The organism is Pedobacter ginsenosidimutans, assembly GCF_001442625.1.
Classification (GTDB): domain Bacteria; phylum Bacteroidota; class Bacteroidia; order Sphingobacteriales; family Sphingobacteriaceae; genus Pedobacter; species Pedobacter ginsenosidimutans.
Genome location: NZ_LMZQ01000004.1, coordinates 187067 through 212879, shown reverse-complemented (window position 1 = coordinate 212879; position 25813 = coordinate 187067). Strand labels below are relative to the sequence as shown.

The following is a 25813-nucleotide window of genomic DNA, read 5'->3' as shown; positions in this document are numbered from 1 at the left end:
TGGCTTATTTTGCAAACAAAGATTAACTTATCTTCGTTTTGATTATTAAATAAACTTCCGATGGGAAAAACCAGATATCAGAATAATGTAATCATAACCGGTGCTACAGGAATGGTAGGTGAAGGGGTATTAATGCAATGCCTAAACAGCCCTGAAATTGATACTGTTTTAGTGATTAACCGCAAGCCGTGCGGTTATAGCCATCCAAAGCTTAAGGAGATCATCCATCCCGATTTTTTCGATTTTTCGCAGATTGAAAATCAGCTTTCGGGTTATAATGCCTGTTTCTTTTGTTTGGGGATTACTTCGGTAGGTGTTGATAGCGATACTTATTATAAAATGACCTATACACTAACCATGCATGTTGCCGAAACGTTAAGTAAGCTGAACGATAATATGACTTTTTGTTATGTTTCCGGTGCGGGAACCAATGAAAATGGCCGGTTGAAATGGGCGCAGGTAAAGGGTAAAACAGAGAACGATTTAATGAAATTACCTTTCGGGCAGGTGTTTAATTTTCGCCCGGGTTTTATTAAGCCACTGGCAGGACAAAAATATGCCCATAAATTTTATAAATATATCAACTGGTTATTTCCTATTGGAAGGGCCGTTTATCCAGGTGGGTTTTGCTCCATGGCCGAGCTCGGCAATGCCATGATTAATACTTTAAGCCATAATGGCGATCGGCGTATTTTAGAAGGAAAAGATATTATTGCCTTATCAAAAGAATAAGCCCAAGTGCTTCAACGAGCTCCCGGGCTTATTAATTATCAGCTCCTTATAGACCAGTTTAGGTTTGTTTAGTTGTTTTTTAGCAAATTTTAATATAACACAGCAGTAGCATCTTTATCCTTTTGTGATAATACTGTGGCACCTGATCCGCATTGGCCACCATTCATAAGTGATAAAGCATCCGTTCCGGTAACACCAGGAACATTTGTAGCAGTCGACTCGCCCTGAGCTGCCCAATTGGTATGTCTGAAAGAAATACAGTGACCGAATTCATGGCATATTGTCCTGGCACGTTGGGCAAACGAATTACCAGCTATGTAATTTTTATTGATTTTAACCAAAGCACCTGCACTTCCTCCCGAAGGGAACTGTCCTTGCCCACAAACACCATTTCCTAAATTTTCATCTTTGATCAGGATGTCGTAAGGTGCTGTCGTTACAACGCTAAAACGTAAGGTCGAATTTGGAACACCATTCCATTGCGCAATTGCACTATTGATCTCGCTGCTCATAGAAGTCATAGATGGATCTACAAAAATTCTAATGTTTAGCTTTTTAGTGCTGTTTACAATGCTTCCCGTATAATACTGTTCAGTTTTAGCTCCGGCGCCATTAGCAGGGATTTCCATGTTTTTAGGGAATGTAATATCTTCTTCTACGATAAACTCATTTCCATTATCAACAATACTTGTTGCAGGGAAGCCCAGGTCTTTAATGTACTGCAAAACTTTGTCCGAATTTTTTACCGTTTCTTGAGGCTCAGTGATCGATTCCTGATTTTTTTTACAGGCTGCAATTACCACTGCCACCATGGCAACGATGGCAATCTTTTTTAGATTATTTTTCATGAAGTTTAAGTTAGTTAAGTCCTTTCGGAGCTGATAAACAAATGTAACAGAACTTGTTACATTAATTTTTGGCTGTAGGATAATTTTACACGAAAACTTAATCAATATGCTTTGTAATGTTTTAAAGTTATGTTTGTATTTAAAAATTTACATAAACAATCTGTTTTATCGATAATATTTTTGTTAAATAAGAGTTGTCAAAGGAAAACAGGATTAATTCTGTACCACTTACCACCCAAAAAAAGGTACTACCAGTTAATTCTTCTTACCTTGCCAAATTATGGCCAAAAAAGCCCAAATTTTATAATATGCAAAATGAGAGTATAGCCTTACAGGCGAAAGTGTTTTTATACCATTTAAATAATGCCAACAACGAAAATGGTTTCCGGACGAAAGAATCGTGGAAGTTTAGCCAGGTAAGTGAGCAGGGAAAGGCAGAAATAGAGCACGATTTCTTCCCTACAGTTTCTGTTCAGGTAGACCCAAAAAAGATACATGACTTTGCAGCAAGCGTATTATTGCAGCTTAAGGAACAACCTAAAATTAATGTACCAGATCTTAATGTTAGTATCCAAACCGGATCAGAATATTTTATTGCTTTTTCTCCTGATAGGATGATCAGGTAAGACGGAAAACGAGCGATGGGGAATGTAAACTGAATGAAGAAAACACTTTATTTAAAAATATTTTTATGTTGATTTTTACACTGCCATAGGGTTGTCAGTGGCCTGTGTTTTCTTTGTGTAACTAAAACAAAAAGACATGGTACAGGAACAATTATTCGCAGAAACAATGGAAGAAACTTCCCTTGTGTATTTAATGAAAAATTATGCAAACTATAATTTCTGGGCAAATTTAACCTTAGTAAATTGGTTAAAAAATCATCCGGAAGAATTATTGGAGCAGGAAGTATTATCGAGTTTTAAAAGTGTAAAGTTAACCCTTGCCCATATTTTACAGGCACAGGAGTATTGGTATTCAATTCTCACTAAAACCGAATTCGAATTTCGCGAATATGGAAGTTTGAATGATATTTTTGATGCGCTGTTGAAACAGTCAGAAAACTTAGCCGTTTATATTACAGCAATTAGTGAAGATAGATTTAATGAGAAAACAGAAATTCAAAGTCCTTGGTTTACTTCCGACTTTCAGAATTTTGAATATGTGTTACATGTTTTCAATCACAGTACCTACCATCGTGGCCAGATCATTACCATTTGCCATAATTTAGGAATAAAAGGTGCCCCTATGACGGATTATAATTTCTATAATGTAATGGCAAAATAAAGTACCATTAGTTAACAATGGCTTGTCGGAAAATCTTATTCAATGTCGATTTTCTGACAAGCCATTTTGGTATATTAAGCTACCTTCTATTATTTTTTGTTGTCGTATTTTCTTTGATTGTCCTTGTTGGAAGTTTGATCTGACCGTTGGCCACCGCCATTGGTTATTCCCTGGATCTTTTTATCCGTTTTAACATCGTGGTTAGCCCGATCAGCTATTGAACTGCCCTGAACTGTTGGATTGTTTTTTGGTGTGCTCGTATTTTTCATAACTCAAAGATTTAGTGAATAAATTGCAGCGCGCTATGATAACAACCAATGTAGTGCTAGATATGTTTTGATTTTTTGAATTTGCTCGTCATTTCGAGTAGCGTGCAACAGAGTCGAGAACCCGAAGGCTCATCGAAGCTAAATCTATATAAAAAAATCTCTCCTCCGAAGGAGTTCCTTTGGAACATTCCGCTACGCTTCATCCGATAGCTATCGGATCGAGATGACGATTTTATCTTAGTACAACAAAAATATAGTAGGCTGTTTATGAAGATCTATTTCCTCTTTGCGCCAATTATAAACACTTTGGGTTTTAATAAATTCATCTTCTGCAGTAAGATTGCTGGCTACACAAACCTGCGTATTGGGTTTGCAGCTTTTCAGCACTTCTTCAAAAAGCTGGTTGTTGCGGAAAGGTGTTTCGATGAATATCTGTGTTTGTTTGTAACGGCTTGCCGATAAATCTAAATCTTTAATCCGTTTGGTACGTTGCTCTTTATCGATCGGTAAATAACCCCAAAAGGCGAAACTCTGTCCGTTAAAACCTGAGGCCATTAAAGCCAGCAAAATCGAACTTGGGCCCACCAATGGCACCACTTTAATGCCGCGTTTATGTGCTTCGGCAACAATATCAGCTCCAGGATCGGCAATGCCCGGACAACCGGCTTCGCTCATTAAACCTACATCTTTTCCGGCAGCAAGTTCAACAAAAAACTGACCTAAATCTGTCCGGTTATGTTTGCCATAATCGTGCACGATTAAATCTTTTTGTGGTGTTTTTAAACCAGCCTCTTTCAAAAAACGACGGGCTGTCTTGCTGTTTTCTACAATGTAGGTATCAATCTGGTTAATGGTATCAACCAAATAAGGGGTAAAAGTTTTATGTGCTACCTCTTCAGCCAATGGTACGGGAATAAGGTATAAAGTGCCTTTTTGCATGCTACAAAAATACTCACAATAAATAGAATTTAAGTTCTAAAGTTTACGGTACTGGCAATATAATCTCTTTTGTGAACAAAGGTGTAGCAAATTTTATTTCTAACTGACTTATTTTCTGCACAATTAAACTTGGCTTAAAACGTTAAATATTAGTTAAATATGCCTCATAGGGCAATATTTGGAGGAAAAAGCATAAACTATGCATGCATATTAAACCTTCAGCATTTTTGGTTCTCTAATTGATACACACACATTAGGTTATTAAAATAAAACACACAAATGAAAACACTGAAATCTACGGCACTTGTGCTGGGGCTATTTGCGCTCCTTGCCGGAACCACAACCCTTGTCAGGGCACAAGACTATCAAAACGATTACCAGGACGATGGTTACAGCACTGGCAATGTTTCTTTACAGACTTTTTATGATGAACTTTCGCCTTATGGCACCTGGATACAAGACCCTCAATATGGATATGTTTGGCGTCCGGATGTAGATCAAAGCGAATTTCGTCCATATTATACAAACGGACGTTGGGCGATGACCGAATACGGTAATACCTGGGTTTCCAATTACGATTGGGGCTGGGCACCTTTCCATTACGGTCGTTGGGTAATTAACAGTTACAGACAATGGATCTGGTTACCTGATACCAATTGGGGGCCAGCCTGGGTAGATTGGAGAAGCGGTGATGGTTATTATGGATGGGCTCCAATGGCGCCAAGTATTAGTATTAACCTAAGCTTTGGCCGTCGTTACGTAGTGCCAGAATTCTGCTGGAACTTTATTCCACAACGTAATATTTATATCAATACTTTCCCAAGATATGATTACGGGCGCAACAATGTATATATCCGAAACACCACCATTATCAATAATACTTATGTTTATAACAGAAGAAATTATTATGGAGGACCAAGGATTGAAGATATCAGACGTGCAACCAATAGAGATGTAACCGTTTACAGATATGCGCAAAGTTCAAGACCTGGTGCAAGTAGGGTTGGCGGTAGAGAGGTTTCTATCTACAGACCAAGACCTGAACGCAATGCAGTAGATAACCGTAATGCTGCACCAAGAAGATTTGAGCAAGGCAATGCTGGCATTAGCAGGGGTGGAAGGAATGAAGGTTATACCAATCGCGATCAAAGAGGCGGTAATAGCAATAATAACGATAACCGTTTTGGATCGAGAGGAGATAACCGTACCGGGCAACCTGATAGGAACAACGGTACCATAAGCAGAGATAATAATCAGCCTAATAACAGAGGCGAAGTTTATAATAGAGGTGCTAATGGACGTGTTAGCCGTGGCAATACCAATGGTATAGACGGAAGAAACGGACAAGAAAATGTAAACCGTGGTCAAGATCAGCAACGTTTGGAGCAGATGAGACAACAGCGTACACAGCAAGACCGTATGAGCCAGGATCAGCAACGTACACAACGCGATGTGCAAACACAGCAACGTGGTCAGGTAGACCAACAACAACGTGCGGCTCAAATGGAGCAACAAAGGGCACAGCGTAACGAGCAATTTCAACAACAGCGTACGCAACGTGATGTTCAGGTACAGCAACAACGTAATGAACAGATGCAACAGCAACGTGCGCAACAAGCCCAGGCCCAACAACAGGAAAGGACTCAACGCGATGCGCAGATGCAACAGCAAAGAAATGAGCAAATGCAACAGCAACGTGCGCAGCAGGCCCAGGCTCAGCAACAAGAAAGAGCGCAACGTAATGAACAGATGCAGCAGCAACGTGCACAACAAGCTCAACAACAGCAGCAGGAACGCGCACAGCGTGATGCCCAGGTTCAACAACAAAGAGCACAGCAGCAGCAAATGCAACAAAGACAAGAACAAAGAAGAACAGAAGCACCGCAACAACAGCAACAAAGAGGTGGTGAAAGAAGCGGCTCTGAAGGAGGAAGACCATCAAGAGGTGGTAGAGGATAGATTGATAAGTCCCGATGAAAATCGGGACTTTTTTATGCCATTTATATTGCCTATGGTTTTAAATAATGCCAATAGGCATTGGCAATTTGTTTTTTTTAAATCTTGGAAGGATTAACATTATTAACCAGATTGTTGAGCCGATAAAAAATGATAGAAGTGTCAAAAATAATTGATGGCTACCCTTTTTTTCAAATGGAGTGTATTTTGGTATTAATAAAATTGGATTTGCAGGTGAACCGGGATCAGCTCTGGCAATACCTTTTTTGAAATTTTTATAATCCTGGCTGATGCCTATTTTCTGTAGATAATCAAAATCATAAATTTTTTCACGGAGGAAACTCTGATATGCATCCTCAATAAGTATTCTGTAAATAGAATCTTTTGCTTCCTTTGTTAGTTTATTATTTATTCCCTTTGTTTTTTGCCATCCCAACCATGCTTTTGGTCGTAAATAATCCAGGTGGGTTGTGTTTGATGATTTTACTTTACCTAGAGGTGATCTTGTTATTAATGAAGAGCCCCATAATGGTGGTGTTGGTTCATTGTAAATTGGAATAGCAGCATAAACTGTGAAGTTTAAATTTTCATTGTGTTTACCAGTCACTTTTGCTTCAGCCTGTACAGCACAATGTTTCTTATCAAGATACAGCTTGTGAACCTTATAAAATTTGGTGAGGTGTTTTTGATCTATGCTACTAATTGTTTTTAATGTGGTGAGTTGGCCCACTGCACTGGTGATATATTTCTGAGCAAAAATAGAAGGGCATATGATGGCAAACCATGCAATAATCAGGTAAAATTCAAATAAATCTTTTCCATTTTTCCTTTCCAGACTTAAAAGTTTTAGTCTCGGCCTCAGCCAAAAAATCAATGGAAGTATAGGCAGGAGCATGGGTATTAAAAACTCATAAAAAAAGTCTTCAATAGGTATAAGCTGTGTTTGAAAGAAGCATATATTTAATAATGAAAAACCGACAATTGAGCCTAGTGCAATGATAAGATAACGGGAATAAATTAATTTGAGCTTATAACTTAGGTAATCCATATTGATCTGCAACAAAAACAAAGTTTGCAAAAGTATCTAATTTTGAATTGTGAGCAAGCGAATTAGCTAAAGAATTACTGTCTGCTGCAGGCAGGGGTTTATAAACAAAGGGTTGTTGAGCACCCAGCCAAAAATAGCACCACGTAACGAGCCACCTAGACCCGATCCGATAGCTATTGGATGGAGTGAACATCCCGATTTAAGCATCGGTTTTTGTTGTGTTATGGTGTGCTTGCTTGTTTTACAGGTTTCATCGTGATAAAACGGAAAGCGGGATGAGACTGAAATAGTTGCAGAAAACAGCTTTCCTAATGGTTAATAGTCTTTACAGGAAAATGGATATTCAGCACTGTCTGGGAACAGCAGGCAGGCTATCTTCATGCCATGGGGCGCTGTAATAAAGATTGCTTAGCCAATAAAAAACTGGCTTCGCAATGACGGCACCTTACTGCCCAGCCGCTACATGAAGACCACTTAAATCAGTTCCCCTAAAAGTGGTTTCGGCATTTGGATGCAGGTTTTCGGGATCTAATAAAAATGTCTCAATACCGAGTTCCATTCCAAATTTAATTTCCGATTCTGCATCATCACCTATAATTAAAATATCATCCTTGTTTAGACCATATTTTTCAATCAGCAGTTTAAAAGCTTCATTTTTGTTGGTGGTCGAGACATCCACAACATGTACGGCTTCAAAATCATCAGCGATGCCCAGCATCTTCACTTTTGAGGTTTGCTGTTTCGGGAAACCAGCCGTTACAATAAATTTTCGGCCATTAAGGCTTTTAATGAAATGGTAATCATCGCTTGGGTTTAAGGGCTTTGTTACTTCTCTACGGTGCAGGTATGAAATCACCTCAGGCATTATCTCTTCCTTAAAACCATATTTTTTAGCCACTTTTAGAAAAGGCGTTCTCAACATTTCTCCTTTGGCCAACTGAAATTTTTCATCGCTTATTCCTAAATCCAGGCTTTCTAAGTAACGATAAAGTTCACCCATCAACTGTTCTTCATTCGGTTTGGTAAAATAGATGGTATTGTCTAAATCGATAAAAAAAATATGCTTCATTTAAATGGAATGATTTATGTTGTAATAAAAGCAAAACAACAAGTGCCAATTAATGTTTAATTATTAAAGAATAAAGTTATGACAAAGGAAACAAAAATTATTGTAGGCGTATTAGCTGGAGCAGCACTTGGTGCAACAATCGCATTGGCATTATCTTCAGATTCGACAAGCGATTTAAAAGGTAAAGTATCAGATTTTTTTGCTGATCTATTAGACGCTTCAAAAGATAAATTAGCGGGTTTAACAGATAAAGCTACAGGTGTAGCAGATAAGGTGAAAGATAAAATAGCAGAAATAAATGCATAAAGAATTGGAAGTGCCGGAAATATCCGGCATTTTTATTCTATATATTTTCTAACCACCATCTCAATGAACATTGCTTTTCATGGTGCCGCCCGTACTGTTACGGGGAGTAAGCACCTTATTACCTTAAAAAATGGCACCCAGATTTTATTAGATTGCGGCTTATTCCAGGGCATGGGCCGTGTTACCGATAAATTAAACGATTTTTTCGGCTTTGATGCCAAAAAGGTTACCTACCTGGTTTTATCACATGCACATATAGATCATTGTGGCTTATTGCCTAAATTGGTTGCAGAAGGATTTGAAGGTAAGATTTTCTGTACTTCAGCAACAATGGATCTGGCCCGCATTTTAATGATGGATTCTGCCAAAATCCAGATGCAGGATGCAGAATTTTCTAACCGCCATCTGCGCGAAGGCGAAGAAATGGAAGAACCACTTTACACCGATGAAGACGTTACCAAAACGCTTAGTCTGATGAAGATTGTAGAGTATGAAGAAGATTTCGAAATTGAAACCGGAATTCGGTTAAGGTTTACTGATGCAGGCCACATTTTAGGCAGTGCTGCTGTTCACCTTACCATTACAGAAGACGGAAAACCTACCCGGATTACCTTTTCTGGAGATGTTGGTCGTTATGGCGACCTGCTTTTAAAAAGTCCGCAGCAGTTTGATCAGGCCGATTATATCTTAATGGAATCAACCTACGGTGATTCGTTACATAAAGATCTGGATCCAATCGAAAACATGCTCTTAGAGATTATTAACAATACCTGTAAAATTAAAAAGGGGAAAGTTATTATCCCAGCCTTTGCCGTTGGCCGTACTCAGGAGCTGCTCTACGCTTTAAATGGGCTGGAGTTAAAAGGTAAATTGCCTGATGTACCCTATTATGTAGATAGTCCTTTATCCTCAAAAGCCACTGAAATCCTTAAAAACCATCCTGAAGTATACAATAATGGGGTTAAAGAAACTTTAAAGGTAGATCATGATATATTTGGTTTTAAAGGCTTGCGTTTTATCGAAAGTGTAGAAGAATCGAAAGCTTTAAATGCCAATCCCAGGCCATGCGTAATTATTTCGGCATCAGGAATGGCTGAGGCTGGTCGAGTAAAACACCACATCAGGAATAATATCAGCAATCAGAAAAATACCATTTTGATGGTAGGATATTGCGAGCCTAAATCGCTTGGCGGTAGGTTAATTGCCGGACAAAAGGTAGTAGAAATTTTCCGCGATGAGTATGAGGTTAAGGCTGAAGTACGATCGATAAAATCGATGAGTGCACATGGCGATTATGAAGATTTACTGCAATTTTTATCAGGTCAGGATCCGGCTAAAGTAAAACAGCTGTTTTTAGTACATGGAGAATACGAAGTGCAGCAACATTTCGCCGGCAAATTGAAAGATGCAGGCTTTAAGCATGTGGCTATCCCCGAATATCATCAGGTATTTGAGATTTAATAATTTGATGTGCTGTTCTGGATTTTTAATCCAGACCTTTATAAGATCGTCATTGCGAGAAGGCTTTTTCAGCCGACGAAGCAATCTTACAACGATCGCTATTAGCTTGTGCTTTAAGATTGCTTCGTAGCCTCGCGATGACGACTTTCTTATGAAATCAATTAATAAAAAGTCTGTTCATTAGTTACAGATGCGTCGTGCCTTCGCATGACATCACACATCTCACCTCATCCATCTTCCATTTTTCCTATCTTTGCCCGCATGGATGTTTTTGGTAAAGCGTTAACCGATATTTATAGAACAGGCGAGGCTGATACGCTTTGGTTGCACAATTCGTATGGAGAGCCGGAAGAAATGCCTTTAGAATTCTTCTTTCGTGATGATGAAGATATGCCCGTTCTAGAACTTCAGGCGTTACACATGTGCAATGGAAAGGTATTGGATATTGGTGCCGGTGTAGGCAGTCATGCTTTACTTTTACAGGCTTTTAATATCGATGTAACTGCTATTGATATTTCGGAAGCAGCTGTGGATATTATGAAAGCGCGTGGGGTAAAAAAAGCATTCATACAGGATGTTTTTACCTATCAGGAGAAATTCGATACCATTATCATGCTCATGAACGGTATCGGTTTAACCGGAACTTTGCCCGGTTTTAAGGATTTCCTGATCAAGCTAAAAGACCTCATCAATCCCAATGGGCAGGTGATTTTCGATTCTTCTGATATTGCTTATTTATATGAAGATATGCCTAAACCACAAAACCAATATTATGGCGAGGTATCTTATCAGTATGAATATAAAGGCGAAAAAGGCAATTGGTTTAACTGGATTTATATAGATGAAGAAACCATTAAGCGTATGGCCAATGAAACAGGATGGGATGCTGAATTGATTTTTGATGATGGCGAAGATCAGTATTTGGTCAAATTGACTTTGGCGCAATAATCTAAAAGTCATAAAGCTTTTCGCACGCCTATTTTAAATGAGCGGGCTCATAAATTTGTTAGATACGAATATGAGCAATACAAAAATCAAACTTAGTGTGTTAGATCAATCGCCGGTGCGCAAGGGTGTTACCGCCCGCCATGCCATTGAAGAAACCACTATACTTGCACAAGAAACCGAAAGATTGGGATATCACCGTTTCTGGGTTTCAGAACATCACAATACAACCAGTTTAGCAGGTTCAACGCCCGAAATCTTAATTGCCCATCTGGCCAATCATACCCAAACTTTAAGGATAGGTTCTGGCGGTATTATGTTGCCTAACCATAGCGCGTTAAAGGTTGCAGAAAGTTTTCGTTTGCTGGAAGTGATGCACCCTAACCGGATCGACCTGGGAATGGGCCGTGCACCAGGTACCGACCGGATTACGGCTTCGATGCTTAACCCCTCAAACAATTGGAGCGAGCAGGATTTTGTAGAACAACTGCGTGAGCTGCAGCATTACTTACACGATACCTCAGATGGCGGTATCCAGGCAAAAATAAAAGCCATTCCCATTGCTGAAACCGTTCCGCAACAATGGCTTTTGAGCAGCAGCGGGCAAAGTGCCTTGTTTTCGGCCCACTTTGGAATGGGCTTTTCTTTTGCACATTTTATTAATCCGCATGGAGGACCACAGGCTGTTCAATACTACAGGGAACATTTTAAACCTTCGGTTGATTTAGCAAAACCAGTTGAAAACGTGGCGCTTTTTGTTTTCTGCTCAGAAGATGAAGAAAAGGTAAAACAACAGGAGGCTTTAATGGCTTACCGTTTTCTCCAGCTAGAGAAGGGCGGAGGCTTAACTGCTGTAGGTTGGAACGATATTAAAGATATCAGTTATAACGCTGCAGAGCAGGAACGGATTAATGCCAATAAACCACGAATGATTTATGGCACGCCAGCTGTAATTAAAGAGCGGCTTACCAAATTGGCTGCCGATTATGATGTTGATGAACTGATGGCCGTTACCATTACCGAGCATTTTGAAGACCGGATAAAATCGTACGGATTGCTTGCGGAGATGTTTTTGCAATAATAAATCGTCATTTCAGGAGTGAAACGTAGTAGAGAAATCTACTTCCATGGTCTGTGTCTCCACGGAGCACTGTAAAAACTCTTGGTTTCAAACCCTTCATAGTGGTCTGTGGAGACACAGACCACGGGATTAAAAATTAAAAAACGTCTGTCTGCCGCCAACTTTTTGGCCAAAGTTTTGGATATTATAAGTAAGGGTAAGCATGCCATATCTACCCAGGTTATTACTCTGCGTATCGATAACACTGTTGCCCGTAATCTGGATGTTCCTGCGTACATTGCTCTGCAAAATATCATTCACCGAGAATTTTAACTGCGCCCTGTCGTTTTTCATGAATAGGTAAGTAAGAGCGGCATTCCAGAATTTGATGTTATTGTTATATCCGGCGATTTTTTGATCATTGATGGTTAAAGAATAGCTGGTTTCGAAAACCAGTTTTTTGGGATAACGGATAATCAGTTCGGATGTGCTTTGGTGGGTATTGTAGCTAATGTTGGTGTAATAGCTATCATCATACCTACTGCGATTCAGGTTTACCGAATACGACTGGTTAATTTCTACCTTATCATTCAGGTTTAACCTTATACTTCCATTAGGGCCTACATAAAACACATTTGCATCGCTCTCAATGTTGTTCACAATAACCGGACTATGATCAAAATTGGCCCAGAAGCCTAAGCCTACTTTTAAACTTGTTTTATCTTTTTTGAAATCTTTCGAAATATTGGCCCCTCCACTAAAATTATAGATACCATTTTTGTTAACGGGATTAATCGTTTGAACTCCGTTATTTATGGTGATAGCGTTAACAATGCCGTTTTTTGTGAAATTACCATAACCGTATAAATTGTAATTGATCAGGCTTTTAGGATCATATTTGTACATATTCATGCTTAAACCCTGCATACGGGCGGGCAGTAGATTTGGGTTTCCATTTCTAATGTAAAATGCATTGGTATTGTCGGCCACTGGTTGAAGATAACTTACATTGGGCTCTGTAAAACGGGCCGAATAGTTAAAGCGGAATATTTTATATTTTAATTGAAAGGTTGGCCATATAAAATTATAACGCTGATTAATATCTACAGTATTGGTAAAGCGGTTGTTTAACGAAATATAGTTGTGTACCAATCCCGGTTGAAGATAAAGATCTTTAGTTACTTTATAACCAAGGCTGATGTTCGTATTGGTTTTAAAACCGGCCTGTTTAACGGTTTGCGATAAATTGGGAATGGCAATATCGTACAGCTGGTTAGCTGGATTGCGATAAAAAGTGCTTAGCGCATTTTCGTTATTGATGATATTTCCGCTTACATCTGCTTTAAAATTCAGTTTTTTGCTAATTGGTTCGGTATAGTTACTATAGAGGTAAGACCTGAAGTTATCGATGGTATTATTTCTCAACTGATCGATCTCTGAAGTGGATGGGGTGAGGTAAAAAACACTGGTGCTTCTGTTGTAATTGATAACGGGATTTGGGGTCGCAGAAATATCGGCTCCTATATTGAAAGCTCTTCCAGCCTTTTTAAAATCCTTACTAAAATCTGCCCTTAACTGATATTTGTTGTTTGAAGTATTCAGGTCATTCAGATTATCGAGGGCATTAATGAGCTGACTATTCGCATTGTTGTTACGAGAAGAGACCTTGCTTACCGAATTGTTAGAACTTAGTACAATTGCCGGTTCTATGGTTAGTTGTGTTAAAGAATCGATTTGCCAGTCTAATTTTCCACCTATATTATGTTTCAATATCAGTGCATTGGTGTTTTCGCTGGCATTGGTAATCAACCTGTCGGTACCTAATGTTTGGTTGGTATTGGTGAGTTTCTCCAGAAGATTATCCGATCGGCCAAAGAAATATTGCGTATTAATTTTGATCCCCTTTTTAGTTAAGGTGTTAAAGTTAAAACCACCACCCGAAGAGGTTTGAACACCATTATAACTGCCGCCGAAATTAATGCCGTTAAACTCGAAATAACCTCCAGAGGTCATCATCATAGAGTTTACGCCACTTCTGCTAAAGCCACCTATCCGTTGCACATCATTAGGGTTAAAGCCTGGTTGATTGATGTTGTTGCCATAAGCCAATATACTTACCTGTGTGGTATCTCTAAAGAAGTTCATTAATCCACCGGCCTGATACAGGTCTTTTAAGCCTGCGCCAGCATATAATTTACCGAAAGCTCCTTTTTTAATGGCTTTTTTCAACTTTAAATTGATAATCTGCGGGATTTCTGCTGCCGTTAAATCCGGATCACGTCTTTTGGCCTGCTTATCATCAACCACCTGCACTTTATCAATAATGTTGGCGGGAAGGTTTTTAGTCGCAATCTGCTGGTCGCCACCAAAAAACTCTTTTCCGTCTACTAAAATTTTACTAACTGTTTTTCCGTTAACCTGTATAGAGCCATCGGCTGCAATAGCAACGCCTGGAAGCTTTTTTAACAGATCTTCTACCACCGCTGATGGCAGGGTTTTAAAGGATTCTGCATTAAATTCTATGGTATCTTTACGTACGATTACGGGTGGCCTTTCTCCCGAAATTACCACTTCGCTTAGGTCATTTGCTTTAACGGAAAGATAGAGGGTGCCCAAATTTAATGCGGAATTGGCTGCAGTTAGTTCAACCTCTTTTCGGTAAGTTCCATATTGCCATGCGGTTACCACTAAACGGTATTTTATGCCTATGGTTAAGCCATTGATTTTAAAAACGCCTTTATCATCCGATAATTTATAAGTGCTCAATATACTATCTCCAACTTTATATACCGAAATTGTTGAGTAATTTAAAGTGGTCTTGTGATTGGCGCTATCGGCTAAAATTCCGGTAATGCTTCCGTTTTTTTGTGCAAATAAATTAAAAATAGCTAAGGTAAGGACGATTGAAAGTAAAAGTTTCTTCATATATATTAAATAACAAGCTAAAATTAGGCGCTATGCTTTTATAGTACAGATAAATGTGATGAACGATATAAAAAATGTGACGGACTAAAAATCTAATAGACGTGCTGGTTGACAAAACGTTGCACTTAATTAAAACAACTAATCTTTTAGGTAAAAGTAATTGCCTTAAGGTGTTCTTGCAAATACTAAACGAAAAAATTACATAACGCTAAAAAGAAAAAGCCCCAGGCTAATGCAATGGGGCTGAGAAAGCGTATATTATTAGTTTAGTGCAAATCGTTATAATTGATGATTTTAACTTCTGGGTTTTTGGCTAAAATTTCTTCCATCCATTTGCGATGCGAGGCACCAACACCTACTACAACCCTTTTTGCTTTTTTTGCCTTTGCCTGATCGATGATGTTTTTGCACATGCCTTCGTTTCTGAAAGTCCATTGCACAATCATCTCTTTCACCGTTTCGGTAGGGAAACCTGCATAACCATAAAAATGACGGCCACCATAAAAGTTCCAGGCTTCATCTAAAACACCATATTTTATGGTGTTCATGCCGGCATAAGGATCGGCATTGAAAACCTTTGCTTCCTCTTCATTGTAAGCCCAATATTTTTCTATGGCTTTAACGGTAGCAGCTTCCTGCGAGGTGCTATCGGCCTTCGCTTTGTTGATTAAAATTTTGTATAAAGAATCTGTTTTGCCCCAGGCTTCACTCCATGGTTTATCATAAGTTTGGCAATCCATGTTGTAGATCCGATCTTGTTTTAACTGGTAAATAAGAGGGAAATAGATTTTGCTATACTCACTTCCAGGTCTGCAGAAACCTTTTTTCTTTAATGAATCGGTATTTCCGAACATTTTTGCATATTCAACCTGCTCTTCTTTGCCGAAGCTTTGTTTCATGTAATTTTCGAGTACAAAGATTTGATAATCGGCATTGCCCCTGTCCCAGTTTTTAGCATAATTAACCGCTAAATTCATTCTGGTTTTATGGTAGTAGGCAAATTTAGCGAGTGCTTTCTGGTCATTTTTAATTTGTGTATCAATATTTTTGGGAGATGCCGGATTTAATTTTTCTAAATAATCATGTCCTTTTCTAAATGATTTTTTTGCCCAGTTGTTTTCTTCCAGTTTAGCGTAATCGCTCTGGGGAAGGTATTCGCCAAAAACCATATCAGGTTTAAAGTTTTTAAGTTTATCAATTATCGCCTGAAAGTTTTGTGTCGATTTAGAATTGTCGTGGGCAGAGCCTACTATAACAATTTCGATTTGGTTCTGGGCATTCGATTTAACCGCAACTGCGATTAACAATAATAATGCTAAGCTGAGTTTTTGTATAATTTTCATAATGAATCGTTTTCGTTGATTCAAAGATGAGCATACACATTTGGCTGCTATATTTAATTATCCCAATGGCTTATTATATTATCCCAACCGGAGAAATTGGGTATTAATGGTTTGTATCGTGATTTAAGGGTTTCGTCATAAAATGAAGTTATTCCATCAGTTTCTGGTTAAATCCAACGATCAGTTTAAACAGATCCTTGTACTCGGTAAGCGGCAATGTTTCAGGTTTATCGAATATATCGTGGTAGGCAGATGGACCACCCTGGGTATAAATGAAGAATGCCGGAACACCTTTTTCGGTAAAGAAATAGTGATCGCTGTTGGCTGCTTTACCTCTGGAGTTTATTTTCGAGATATAATGATTTTGGTTGTTGATTGCGTTTAGCAGCGCAAATGCTTTAGGATAAACGGATGCATTAACTACCGTCATGCCTGCTTCACCGGTTCCAACCAAATCTAAGTTGATTAGGAATTTAATCCTGCTTAAAGGAATTAAAGGGTTTTCTACAAAAAACCTCGATCCCAACAGCCCAGCTTCTTCACCAGCAAAACAGATAAAACCAATGGAGTAGGGTTGGGGATTGGCGGCATAATATTTGGCCAAACTTAATAACGTAGCTACACCAGCAGCATTATCATTAGCGCCCGGGAAATAAGTGTCTGCACCCATTCCACCCAAATGATCGTAATGCGCGGTAATGATTAAAATGGAATCAGGAAATTTAGTACCCTTAACTAAACCGCAAACGTTAGCTGCCTCAAAGTTCGGAATGAATTTGTTTTTAATATCAACATTAACTTCTTTTGGTATCGCGGTAAAGTTCCTTTTATTAAGCTGGATCGTTGTTATATCGCCAACTTCTGTGGCTACAGACCAGGTCAATTTATCTTTTAATAAAATCTTTAATGATGGAGAAGCCTGGTAATTAAGACTATCTACCTCGGTTAAATCTGCCTTTTGTTTAATGCTGGGGCTCTCATTGTTTACGATGAAATCTTTACCTGGAATGAGTTTTTGACCATTAATGGCTACCATCATTTTTCCAGGGAAAGTATTTACAGGGAAATTAAAGGGCTGCTTATAAGATTGACCCATTGGCAACAGGCCAATTTTCTGATACGCTACGGCAAGGTAATCGGCAGACTTTTTCATCCCGTCTTTGGTATAACCTCTGCCCCAAAATTGTTTTGAAGTAAGGGTATTTACTACATTTCTGGTATAAGTAGAATCTTGTGCGAAAGTGTTGATTGCTAAAAACAGAAAGATAATAAAGCCAAATTTTTTCATCCCGAAATTTAGTAATAAAATTAACGACAAAATTGATCGTCACCCTGAATTTATTTTACTGCGTAGCTTTCCGCTTCGCTACAGGTCAGGGTCTTAATAGATGCTGATCTCGAACGTCCGGGACAGCATGGCGGTAAATGCAAATAAAAAATGGTTGACAGTTAACCGGCCATTGCCATTAACCATCAACCATTCACTATAAAAACAATTGTTTTACTTTACCAGATAAGGCTGTAAAGCTGTTTTGATTTTTTCTTTGTTCTGGCTTGCTGTCCATTTTTCTTTAATAGATTGGTCGCCAAGGTTAAAAAGTGTTTCGTAAAGCAATTTGCCATTTGCCATTGTTTGTACTTTGAATGTGTTTTGCGAACCAATAATATCAGCCCAAACACCACGTACATCTGCCCAATAAGTTTGCTGGCTGGCCCACCATTTTTGCGCATATGCAAAAGTTTTAGGGTCTATTTTTGTAAATTCCTCGTAACCTTTTTCAACAGCTAAAAGTTTATCGCCATCAGCAGAACGCACTATTTTTTTATTGTCCTGTTCAAACATCCAACCGTTTTTAGTAATGGTAATTCTGCTGCCACGGTTTAATACATTGTAATCTTTACGCACAGTAGACTCCCTTCTTGGTAGTGGAGAATCTGTTTCGCTCGACCAAGAATCGTGACCACCAACGTGGCTCCATGTTCCGTAACCCTGGTAACGTGGACTATCATCAACCTGATAAACTTTTTGCGTCCATTTTCCTTTTACATCAGCTGGTGTTAAATTGCCCTTTTTCCACGCATTACCTTCGGTATAAAGCATAATGTTGGTGTCTTCATAGGTCCAATCCTGGCGCCAGTGTTTAATAACCGTGGTATCGTTAATGGCCAGCATGTGTTGAATTACAATTCTTTTAGGTTCATCAACAATAATCTCTGCCCATTCGTTGCCATGGCTTTCGTAAGGCTTACTGAATTTGTAGTTTGGATCTGGAGCGGTAACTTCACCGTAGTTGAAATTCACTTCATAAAAACCAGCCAATGATTTTATTGCTTTTCTATCCTTTTCTAGTTTTTCTTCCGGAGAGTCGACTTTTGTTTGTGCATTAGTATTAAGAGTAATCAAACCAGTTAATACTAAAATTAGGTTTAAAAATTTCATTTTTATTATTAATTAGGGTATACTTAGCTTTCCGCCACTGCGGTATTTTTTTTCTTTTTTCCTTTCCCCCACCAGATGATAAATCCGGTTATGGGTAAACTTGCTGCAATTAAACTGGCAAAAAATGCCATTATTTTTCCGGTTAATCCTAAAATGGCACCTACATGGATATCGTAGTTCATGCCAATTACCGTTTCTCCAGCATTTTTTTCTGATTGGTATGTTCTATGCAATAACTTGCCCGAGTACTGATCGAACTGAAGTACGTCGTAATTCCAAAACGTCTCCTTGCCCCGGTATCCTGTGGCGTAAATGGTTGCTGAACCGCCATTGGCAGGCGACATGGCAATGCGATCTTCATTTTTAAATATTTTTTTGGCTTGCTCAAAAGCAATATCAAAAGGAATTGCAGTAATGGTTTTGGTTGAATCTGATTTAACTTCTACTACTTTTGGAGGCGTTGTACTTCCCGAGGCTACTACGTAAACCGTGGTCTGGAACCATTGAAATGCCCAAACCAGGCCGGTTAAGGCCAGCATCAGGCAGATCAGCATTACATAAAAACCCAGCACATTGTGCATGTCGTAATTTATGCGTTTAAACTTGGCCTTCCATTTTATTTTAAAGCTCTTATCGAAGTTTGATTTTTTGAGGTTTTTAGGCCACCACATCACCATTCCAGAAATGAGGAGAAATACAAAAATGAAGGTAGACCATCCGATAATCTGCTGGCCAATGGGGTGATTGATCAACAAACTCCAATGGATCATTTTAACCACCCCAAAAAACTCATATTTATAATCGGAAACTAAAGTTACTTTTCCGGTATAAGGGTTAATCAGTACAACATCGTAATAATCTATAGAATCGAAATACCAGAATGCATTAGGGTTGCCAGGTTTATAAACGCCAAGTTCCCATGCCCTTTCTGGTGCTCTATACGCAGAAACAAAGGTGATTTTCTTTTTATTCCCCAAAGCTTTTTCGGCATTGGCCTGTAGTACACTTAATGGTAGCGTTTTTGGATTTGATGGAACCTCTACAAAAATCTCCTTGCGGTGAATGAGTTCGGTAATTTCTTTTTGAAAAACATAAATACACCCGGTAACGCCTAACATCAGTACAATTAAACCAGATGCGATACCCAGCCATAGGTGCAGCCAGTCGCTTATCCGCCTTAAACGCGATTTCTTATTTTTTGATTTGGTTGATGTTTTTGTTAGTGCCATTAGCAAAGCTATATGAATAAAAGAACCAATTAACCTTTTTTAAGGCTAATTGGCTTTAAATTTTTATAAAAATTTCGATTATTTAACTTCAGTAGTGTAGGTTACCAAATGCCAAACTTTATCATAATCTTTTCCATTTAAATTTCCAGGTGTTTTATCTTCTGTAAAAGCTTCCAGAAAATAATTTCCTTTTTGCTCTGGTTTGAAAGTGAATTTTCCTTCTGCATCGGTTTCAATAGGCTGTGCTTTTCGCGCTGCATTTACAACAGTTAACTTTTGCTTTGCAAAAGGTGTTTTGTTGTAGATTACCTGGTGAACCGAGGTTTCACCCACTTTTAAAGCATGTTTATCTGGCCTGATGGTTAATGCTGCAGTTGCAGGGAAAGCCGTGTTTATTTTTGAATTTCCTACAGCCACATCAGCAAAAGCATAATATTCAATTTTAGCTTTTTCATAAACGTCAGCAACCTCATGAACTACAGAAAGTTTATAAGTACCATCCTGATCTGGAGTGAAACTGGCTTTAAAGAAACGTATATCAGGAGCAGTGGTTAAAACCTTAGTTGTTCCGTTTGGAGCTGTTAACACCAGGCTGAATTGTTTTAAATTGCTAAACCATTTTGCGGCTGAGTCAGGTTCGTTGCTCTCGTATTCTCCGAAGAAAACTTTCACTTCCTGTGCTTGTCCTTTTTTACCTGTTGAGGCGGTTTCTATCCATAAAGCATGTGCAAATGCACTCGAAATGCTAAAGGCTAGGAAGAAAAATAGTAATGAGATTTTAGTTTTCATGTTTTCTGGGTTGGGTTTTAAAACCAGGAGAAATTGATCTGATCCAATTGCTCCTGATTGATTTAATTAAAATTTATAGGCTACACTTACTCTGTAGTTTCTTGGTGCTTCGGCTTGCCATGAGTAGACTGGTAGATCGTAGTTTGGAGCATTCCAGTAGTTGGTGTAATACGCACCACTATACAAATACTTGTCTAAAATGTTAAATACATTTGCGGTTATTTTTATTTTTTTATGCGACCAGAATAAACCGCCATCCAGTTTAAAATAATCAGGAAGATTTTCGTTGGCGTTTTCTCCGCTGTATGTTCCTACTGCTCTACCAGCCAGGTACGTAAAACCTCCAGAAATCCCTGCACCTTTAAACAGGCCATTCTGTAGTGAATAGGTTAACCATGCATTAGTGGTATGTTTTGAAAAACCTGGTACGATCTGACCTACAAAAACGCCTTCAACTCCATCTGCTACCTTTGTTACCTTCGCATCGGTATAGGCATAGTTTGCAATTAAGTTTAATCCTTTGGCCAATTCACCACGGATATCAAACTCCATACCTTGTGCTCTTTTTTCGCCAATTACAATGCTAAAAGTTTCTCTCGCCTTGTTAAGTGGATCTCCGGTAATCTCATTCTGTTTGGTAATTCTATAAACGGATAGTGTGGTGTTCCAACGACCATCAAACCAGTCTTTTTTGATGCCAAACTCTTTGTTGTTACCAGTAATGGGTTTTGCGGTGCCACCATCACGGAAAAAACCAGTTTGTGGGGTAAAAGCTTCATCGTAAACCGCATAAACAGAAGTATTTTTATCAACCGATACGCTTAAGCCAACTCTTGGTGTTACGTGTTTGGCTTTATCAGGAGAACCACCCCAGGCCGATTGACTTACATAAGTATAACGACCTGCAAGGGTTAAACGAACAATATTATCGAAAAAGCCTAATTCATCCTGAACATAACCGCTTAAGTATTTTTGATCCATTAAACCTCCTGCTGCAATAGCCCTTTGTTCTAATGGAGTAATACGATCAAAGTTTGGATAACCGTTTGACGGGAAGCCATAATTAGGGTTGTATAAATTAAATGGAGAACTGGCGAGATCTAAATCGTGAGACTGACCCCAATCGGCCATATAATTTTTCTTACCACCATCAAAACCAGCTAAAATGCGATGTACAATACCGCCAGTTTTAACCGTTCCATTCACAAATAACTGCGCTAATTTCATGCTACTTTCAGCATCCCATATCCCAACATTACGAATAATGGTACCATTTGGATATACTGCCGATGGCCATGAGCTTGTGCCATTTTGTAAGTATTTGTAATAAGCTGCCTGTGCAGTTAATTTCCAATTCTGACCTAGTTGTTGTGTTAGGTTCAATGTTAAACTATGGTCGTTGATTCGGGTAGGCTGTACCCCAGGTTGTGTTAAAGTAAACTCTCTTGGTAAGCTGGCATACCCGGCTGTATTAAAAATATAATAAGAACCTACTTCGGTCATTTTTGCATTTTGCAAAGTATACTCTGCTGTTAGCTTGGTGCCCGGGGTTATTTGATAACTTAATACGGGAGCAAAACTGTAGCGATCATTTTGTTCGAATGGTCTAAACGATCCCTTATTTTGTGCAGCTGCGTTTAACCTGAATAAGAATTTGCCATCAGCTGTTAGCTTATGGTCAAGATCAATTGTTGTACGGTATAAATCGAAGCTTCCAGCAGTAAATGAAACCTCGCCCTGGTTTAAACCAGTAGGTTTTTTGGTCACCACGTTATACATTCCACTTGGATCGCCATTGCCAAGCATAAATCCGGCAGGACCTTTAACAAATTCAATATGGTCAACAAAGCTCATGTCTTCGGTTAATGGTCCCCAGTAAGAAGAAACCACATTGAAACCATTACGCATGGCCTGAATTTGCGATCCGCGCATTAAAATATTGGTGTACATATCTCCCCAGTGTTCAAGGCGAACTGCACCACTTACATTTCTAATCAACCCATCGCTCATGCTAATGATCTGCTGGTCTTTAAGGATTCCATTACTTACAATTTGAATGTTTTGCGGTGCCTCTAGTAGTGGTTCGTTTAATCTAAGTGTGGCAGAAGGCAAGCTTACTTTGTATTTTTGATTAATCCCCGCTATCGTAATTTCCTCCAGCGCCTGATCATTTTCTTTCAATACGAAATCGATAATTTTAGTCTCACCTGCAACGATCGTAATGCTTTTTTCTGATGCGTCGATGCCAACTGCAGAAGCTTTAATTATATAAGTTCCGGCTTTAACACGGTTTATGGTGTATAAACCATTATCATCTGATGTAGTGCCTTGACCCTTGCCCTTTAAACCAATTGAAATAAAGGCCGCTGGTTTTCCATTAGAGGTGCTAATCTTTCCCTTTATTGTTCCAAATTGTTGTGCAAATGAAAATAAGCTAAAGAGAGAGCATATGAACGCTAAACTAATGGGTTTAATTTTATTCATTTTTTAATATTTATTATTGTTTTTAATTAGAATTTGTAAGTAACACTTCCGGTAAAGGTTCTCAGATCCTGAGGGTTCATCGTGCTGTAACCTGTCCAGTATTTTTGATTGGTAAAATTGTCTGCTTTAACACCAAGTCTGAACCTATGATGATCATAAAATACCGAGGCATTGAAAACTTCATAAGCAGGTAATATAAATACGCCCTGACTCACACTGTTTACAATTTTATTGTCGCTTGCATAATTACCGCCGGCACCCAATCCAAAACCTTTAAGTGATCCTGTAGCGAATTTATAACTGATCCATAAATTTGCTGAGTAGGGTGCTGCCGAATAAGCATCTCTTCTACCTTCTACATCTGGTGATGCATTTTCTAAATGGTTATCGTTATAAGCGAAACCTGCAATAATATTTAAGCCGTTAACCGGGTTTGCAATAATTTCAGCTTCGATACCTTTGCTGATTTTATTACCATCCTGTATTTGTGCATTTGGATTTGATGGGTCTCCGTTATAGCCCCTAACAATATCTTTAACTTTAATATAATAGTAAGATACAGAGCCTGTTAGCTTGCCATTAAAGATGTTTGTTTTAACACCGCCTTCAATTTGGTTCGCTTGCTCTGGTTTAAAAGCATTACCTTGATAATCTATACCGTTTAAGTTGTTAAAGCCGTTCTGGTAATTGGCAAATAATGATAGCTGATCTTTAATCGGCTGAAATACCAAACCGAATTTTGGAGAAAAAACAGTTTGTTTGTAAGCACCTTTTGGAGCCGAACCTGCACGGTCAGAATTACCTTTGTTATCAAACCTGTCTACTCTTAAGGCAGCTAAGGCGATTAACCTATCTGTTAAATTAATCACATCAGAAACATAAGCACTGTATGTATTGGTTTTGAAGTTATATGGATATTTAGGGACATTAGGAAGTGCCGCATAAAATGCTGCTAAATTAGCTTCGGTAAAATTATTGTAGTTGGCACCGGTTCCGTCTTTTTTGGTCAGATCAAAAGTGTCGATCGAATAAAACAGTTGATCGGAGTTCTGGCGTAAATAATCCAGGCCTAAAACCATTCTGTTTTTTACCGAACCTAAGTTAAAAGTGCCATTAAAATTTTGCTGTACTTCGTAGGTGAAGATTTTACTATTATCGGTTGATTGATCTGCTCTTGATATCAAATCCGCACCTGGTGCAGCCGTTGGGTTGCCCAATGGAGGATAGTTGTTTGGGACTAAGAATAAATAAGTGCCACGGCCGTTGGAAAAACTATAATTGCTTGAAAAGCTGGTGTGTGACGACCAATTATCATTAAACTTGTAATTAGCCTGCCCGAAGAAGTTTGAGCTGTTGTATTTCTGCTTCATCGCATCAGCGGTGAAGGACTTGTCGTAAGGTATGCCAGATTGATCCGCCCTATCAAAACCAAGGTCTTTTACGGGGAAATAGAAGAAAACGAAAGGTTTTAGGGTGCTTTTACCGTTGGCAATTTCAGCATCGAAAACAAAGTCTAATTTATCGTTTACTTTATATGACAAGCTAGGGGCAATAAAGAAGCCTTTGTCGTAAACATTCTCCTGGAAAGAGCCTTTGTAATTGTAAGAAGTATTTAACCGGGCATAAATGTGGTTATCTTTATCAACAGGAAAATTGAAATCGGTGCTAACCCGGTTAAAATCGTAGCTACCTGTCGAAAAGCTTACCGCACCTCCCATTCCTTCGAAAGGTTTTTTGGTTATGCGGTTAATTAGACCACCATATGAGGTTAATGTACTACCGAATAAGGTAGCAGATGGGCCTTTAATAAACTCTACATTTTCTAAGTTAGCAGCATCGTTACGGCCGGTTACGTTACCAGCAATTCCATTTCTCAGTTTAGCCTGTACAATAAAACCTCTTGATGCGTAATAAGCACCACCATCACCTCCACGGGAGGTTGCTTCCCACATTTTTTGAACACCGGTTGCATTCCGGGCTGCATCATCAACCGAAAATACAAGCTGATCGGCCATTGTTTCTTTCGTAATCGTGGTATAAACCTGAGGGTTTTCCAAATTATTTAGGGGCATTTTTGAAACAAATTCACTTTTCTTAGCGATATACTTATTTACGCCCTGATTAATATTTACCTCATTAAGCTGATTTGAATTCTGATTGATTACAAAATCAACCGTTTTGTTTTCGCCAGCAGTAATAACTACTTGTTTTTCTATGTTTTGGATACCAACAGCCGATACCCTTAAGGTATAAGATCCTGGTTTAACTCTCTGGATTTCGAAAATACCCTTTTCATTGGTTACATTCCCCATGCCTTTTCCTTTTAAACCAACCGAAATATAAGCAGCAGGTTTACCATCAGAAGTGGTAACAGTGCCACTTATGGTCGAAAATTGCTGGGCAAAGCAAAGTGTACTGGTAAAAGTTAAGAGAAATGTTAAACTGAAAAGTTTGATTTTAAGCATGATAGTATTTATTTGGATTAATTCTAAACAGCCGCAAAATAACGATAGAAAATCTTATTATCCAAATTATTTTGAATTATTCTAAATAGCATGAAATAATATATGTTTATGGGGATTTTCGATTTGGCGGTTAGGGATTACTAAAAGATTAGTTTAACGTTTTAGTGGCAACTATTCTTAGATTTTTTCAAATATTTAATATAAAAATTCATATGCTA

21 protein-coding genes are annotated in these 25813 nt (G+C 38.6%); 8 read left to right on the top strand and 13 right to left on the bottom strand.

Going from position 1 to position 25813, the window contains the following annotated elements; all coding sequences use genetic code 11:
- The first annotated feature begins 60 nt into the window (after window positions 1-60).
- The gene (locus tag ASU31_RS08000) at window positions 61-732 is read left to right on the top strand and encodes an NAD-dependent epimerase/dehydratase family protein (RefSeq protein ID WP_057931841.1); all 672 of its coding nucleotides are present in this window, start codon (window positions 61-63) and stop codon (window positions 730-732) included.
- A gap of 89 nt (window positions 733-821) precedes the next feature.
- Here the strand turns inward: ASU31_RS08000 and ASU31_RS07995 are convergent, their stop codons facing one another.
- Window positions 822-1580: a M57 family metalloprotease gene (locus ASU31_RS07995; protein WP_057931840.1), complete on the bottom strand. Its 759-nt coding sequence runs from the start codon at window positions 1578-1580 to the stop codon at window positions 822-824.
- Window positions 1581-1888: 308 nt separating this feature from the next.
- On the opposite strand from ASU31_RS07995, the gene ASU31_RS07990 reads away from it, so the two are divergent.
- Together ASU31_RS07990 and ASU31_RS07985 are read left to right on the top strand one after the other, a co-directional pair.
- Window positions 1889-2206, top strand: coding sequence for a hypothetical protein (locus ASU31_RS07990; RefSeq protein ID WP_157257947.1), 318 nt, complete (start codon window positions 1889-1891; stop codon window positions 2204-2206).
- Between the two features lie 136 nt (window positions 2207-2342).
- A complete protein-coding gene (locus ASU31_RS07985; protein WP_057931838.1) occupies window positions 2343-2867 on the top strand; it encodes a DinB family protein in 525 nt (174 codons plus the stop codon).
- A gap of 89 nt (window positions 2868-2956) precedes the next feature.
- On the opposite strand, the gene ASU31_RS07980 is transcribed toward ASU31_RS07985, so the two are convergent.
- Window positions 2957-3136: a hypothetical protein gene (locus ASU31_RS07980; RefSeq protein ID WP_057931837.1), complete on the bottom strand. Its 180-nt coding sequence runs from the start codon at window positions 3134-3136 to the stop codon at window positions 2957-2959.
- A 237-nt stretch (window positions 3137-3373) separates the two neighbouring features.
- Window positions 3374-4075 (bottom strand): SAM-dependent methyltransferase, encoded by a 702-nt coding sequence (locus ASU31_RS07975; RefSeq protein ID WP_029274984.1) that lies wholly within the window; start codon window positions 4073-4075, stop codon window positions 3374-3376.
- 279 nt (window positions 4076-4354) lie between these two features.
- Here ASU31_RS07975 and ASU31_RS07970 point away from each other — a divergent pair, with 279 nt between their 5' ends.
- Window positions 4355-6034, top strand: coding sequence for a DUF6600 domain-containing protein (locus tag ASU31_RS07970; protein WP_057931836.1), 1680 nt, complete (start codon window positions 4355-4357; stop codon window positions 6032-6034).
- Between the two features lie 58 nt (window positions 6035-6092).
- Here the strand turns inward: ASU31_RS07970 and ASU31_RS07965 are convergent, their stop codons facing one another.
- Both ASU31_RS07965 and ASU31_RS07960 read right to left on the bottom strand, forming a co-directional pair.
- Window positions 6093-7079 (bottom strand): hypothetical protein, encoded by a 987-nt coding sequence (locus ASU31_RS07965; protein ID WP_057931835.1) that lies wholly within the window; start codon window positions 7077-7079, stop codon window positions 6093-6095.
- A gap of 445 nt (window positions 7080-7524) precedes the next feature.
- Window positions 7525-8148 (bottom strand): HAD family hydrolase, encoded by a 624-nt coding sequence (locus tag ASU31_RS07960; RefSeq protein WP_057931834.1) that lies wholly within the window; start codon window positions 8146-8148, stop codon window positions 7525-7527.
- A 78-nt stretch (window positions 8149-8226) separates the two neighbouring features.
- Between ASU31_RS07960 and ASU31_RS07955 the strand changes: the two genes are divergently transcribed.
- The 4 genes from ASU31_RS07955 (at window position 8227) to ASU31_RS07940 (ending at window position 11941) form a co-directional block, all read left to right on the top strand.
- Window positions 8227-8454: a YtxH domain-containing protein gene (locus ASU31_RS07955; RefSeq protein ID WP_057931833.1), complete on the top strand. Its 228-nt coding sequence runs from the start codon at window positions 8227-8229 to the stop codon at window positions 8452-8454.
- 63 nt (window positions 8455-8517) lie between these two features.
- Window positions 8518-9915 carry an MBL fold metallo-hydrolase RNA specificity domain-containing protein gene (locus ASU31_RS07950; RefSeq protein WP_057931832.1) on the top strand — a complete coding sequence of 466 codons (1398 nt, stop codon included), beginning with the start codon at window positions 8518-8520 and terminating at the stop codon, window positions 9913-9915.
- A 207-nt stretch (window positions 9916-10122) separates the two neighbouring features.
- Window positions 10123-10863, top strand: a complete 741-nt coding sequence (locus tag ASU31_RS07945) for a class I SAM-dependent methyltransferase (RefSeq protein WP_342437569.1) — start codon at window positions 10123-10125, stop codon at window positions 10861-10863.
- 70 nt (window positions 10864-10933) lie between these two features.
- On the top strand, window positions 10934-11941 hold the full coding sequence (locus ASU31_RS07940) for an LLM class flavin-dependent oxidoreductase (RefSeq protein ID WP_057931830.1): 1008 nt from the start codon (window positions 10934-10936) through the stop codon (window positions 11939-11941).
- A 129-nt stretch (window positions 11942-12070) separates the two neighbouring features.
- Here ASU31_RS07940 and ASU31_RS07935 read toward each other — a convergent pair whose 3' ends face one another.
- The 8 genes from ASU31_RS07935 to ASU31_RS07900 all read right to left on the bottom strand — a co-directional run bounded on the left by ASU31_RS07935 (window position 12071) and on the right by ASU31_RS07900 (window position 25595).
- The gene (locus tag ASU31_RS07935) at window positions 12071-14845 is read right to left on the bottom strand and encodes an outer membrane beta-barrel protein (RefSeq protein ID WP_057931829.1); all 2775 of its coding nucleotides are present in this window, start codon (window positions 14843-14845) and stop codon (window positions 12071-12073) included.
- A 266-nt stretch (window positions 14846-15111) separates the two neighbouring features.
- Window positions 15112-16188 (bottom strand): DUF5694 domain-containing protein, encoded by a 1077-nt coding sequence (locus ASU31_RS07930; protein ID WP_057931828.1) that lies wholly within the window; start codon window positions 16186-16188, stop codon window positions 15112-15114.
- A 148-nt stretch (window positions 16189-16336) separates the two neighbouring features.
- Complete coding sequence (locus ASU31_RS07925) at window positions 16337-17476, bottom strand: M28 family metallopeptidase (RefSeq protein WP_057931827.1); 1140 nt, start codon at window positions 17474-17476, stop codon at window positions 16337-16339.
- A gap of 213 nt (window positions 17477-17689) precedes the next feature.
- A complete protein-coding gene (locus tag ASU31_RS07920) occupies window positions 17690-18628 on the bottom strand; it encodes a DUF6607 family protein (RefSeq protein WP_057931826.1) in 939 nt (312 codons plus the stop codon).
- Window positions 18629-18651: 23 nt separating this feature from the next.
- Window positions 18652-19857: a PepSY-associated TM helix domain-containing protein gene (locus ASU31_RS07915; protein WP_057931825.1), complete on the bottom strand. Its 1206-nt coding sequence runs from the start codon at window positions 19855-19857 to the stop codon at window positions 18652-18654.
- A 78-nt stretch (window positions 19858-19935) separates the two neighbouring features.
- Window positions 19936-20646, bottom strand: coding sequence for a DUF4198 domain-containing protein (locus tag ASU31_RS07910; RefSeq protein WP_057931824.1), 711 nt, complete (start codon window positions 20644-20646; stop codon window positions 19936-19938).
- A 66-nt stretch (window positions 20647-20712) separates the two neighbouring features.
- A complete protein-coding gene (locus tag ASU31_RS07905; protein ID WP_057931823.1) occupies window positions 20713-23130 on the bottom strand; it encodes a TonB-dependent receptor in 2418 nt (805 codons plus the stop codon).
- Between the two features lie 26 nt (window positions 23131-23156).
- Window positions 23157-25595: a TonB-dependent receptor gene (locus ASU31_RS07900; RefSeq protein WP_057931822.1), complete on the bottom strand. Its 2439-nt coding sequence runs from the start codon at window positions 25593-25595 to the stop codon at window positions 23157-23159.
- Between the last annotated feature and the right edge of the window lie 218 nt (window positions 25596-25813).

Excerpts from the sequence above, each read along its gene's own strand:
- ASU31_RS07985 (WP_057931838.1), top strand. The coding sequence starts at position 2,343 with ATGGTACAGGAACAATTATTCGCAGAAACAATGGAAGAAACTTCCCTT.
- ASU31_RS07980 (WP_057931837.1), bottom strand. The coding sequence starts at position 3,136 with ATGAAAAATACGAGCACACCAAAAAACAATCCAACAGTTCAGGGCAGT.
- ASU31_RS07935 (WP_057931829.1), bottom strand. The coding sequence starts at position 14,845 with ATGAAGAAACTTTTACTTTCAATCGTCCTTACCTTAGCTATTTTTAAT.
- ASU31_RS07905 (WP_057931823.1), bottom strand. The coding sequence starts at position 23,130 with ATGAATAAAATTAAACCCATTAGTTTAGCGTTCATATGCTCTCTCTTT.
- ASU31_RS07960 (WP_057931834.1), bottom strand. The coding sequence starts at position 8,148 with ATGAAGCATATTTTTTTTATCGATTTAGACAATACCATCTATTTTACC.
- ASU31_RS07970 (WP_057931836.1), top strand. The coding sequence starts at position 4,355 with ATGAAAACACTGAAATCTACGGCACTTGTGCTGGGGCTATTTGCGCTC.
- ASU31_RS07925 (WP_057931827.1), bottom strand. The coding sequence starts at position 17,476 with ATGAAAAAATTTGGCTTTATTATCTTTCTGTTTTTAGCAATCAACACT.
- ASU31_RS07930 (WP_057931828.1), bottom strand. The coding sequence starts at position 16,188 with ATGAAAATTATACAAAAACTCAGCTTAGCATTATTATTGTTAATCGCA.
- ASU31_RS08000 (WP_057931841.1), top strand. The coding sequence starts at position 61 with ATGGGAAAAACCAGATATCAGAATAATGTAATCATAACCGGTGCTACA.
- ASU31_RS07915 (WP_057931825.1), bottom strand. The coding sequence starts at position 19,857 with ATGGCACTAACAAAAACATCAACCAAATCAAAAAATAAGAAATCGCGT.
- ASU31_RS07910 (WP_057931824.1), bottom strand. The coding sequence starts at position 20,646 with ATGAAAACTAAAATCTCATTACTATTTTTCTTCCTAGCCTTTAGCATT.
- ASU31_RS07900 (WP_057931822.1), bottom strand. The coding sequence starts at position 25,595 with ATGCTTAAAATCAAACTTTTCAGTTTAACATTTCTCTTAACTTTTACC.
- ASU31_RS07975 (WP_029274984.1), bottom strand. The coding sequence starts at position 4,075 with ATGCAAAAAGGCACTTTATACCTTATTCCCGTACCATTGGCTGAAGAG.
- ASU31_RS07945 (WP_342437569.1), top strand. The coding sequence starts at position 10,123 with ATGACATCACACATCTCACCTCATCCATCTTCCATTTTTCCTATCTTT.
- ASU31_RS07920 (WP_057931826.1), bottom strand. The coding sequence starts at position 18,628 with ATGAAATTTTTAAACCTAATTTTAGTATTAACTGGTTTGATTACTCTT.
- ASU31_RS07995 (WP_057931840.1), bottom strand. The coding sequence starts at position 1,580 with ATGAAAAATAATCTAAAAAAGATTGCCATCGTTGCCATGGTGGCAGTG.
- ASU31_RS07955 (WP_057931833.1), top strand. The coding sequence starts at position 8,227 with ATGACAAAGGAAACAAAAATTATTGTAGGCGTATTAGCTGGAGCAGCA.
- ASU31_RS07950 (WP_057931832.1), top strand. The coding sequence starts at position 8,518 with ATGAACATTGCTTTTCATGGTGCCGCCCGTACTGTTACGGGGAGTAAG.
- ASU31_RS07990 (WP_157257947.1), top strand. The coding sequence starts at position 1,889 with ATGCAAAATGAGAGTATAGCCTTACAGGCGAAAGTGTTTTTATACCAT.
- ASU31_RS07965 (WP_057931835.1), bottom strand. The coding sequence starts at position 7,079 with ATGGATTACCTAAGTTATAAGCTCAAATTAATTTATTCCCGTTATCTT.
- ASU31_RS07940 (WP_057931830.1), top strand. The coding sequence starts at position 10,934 with ATGAGCAATACAAAAATCAAACTTAGTGTGTTAGATCAATCGCCGGTG.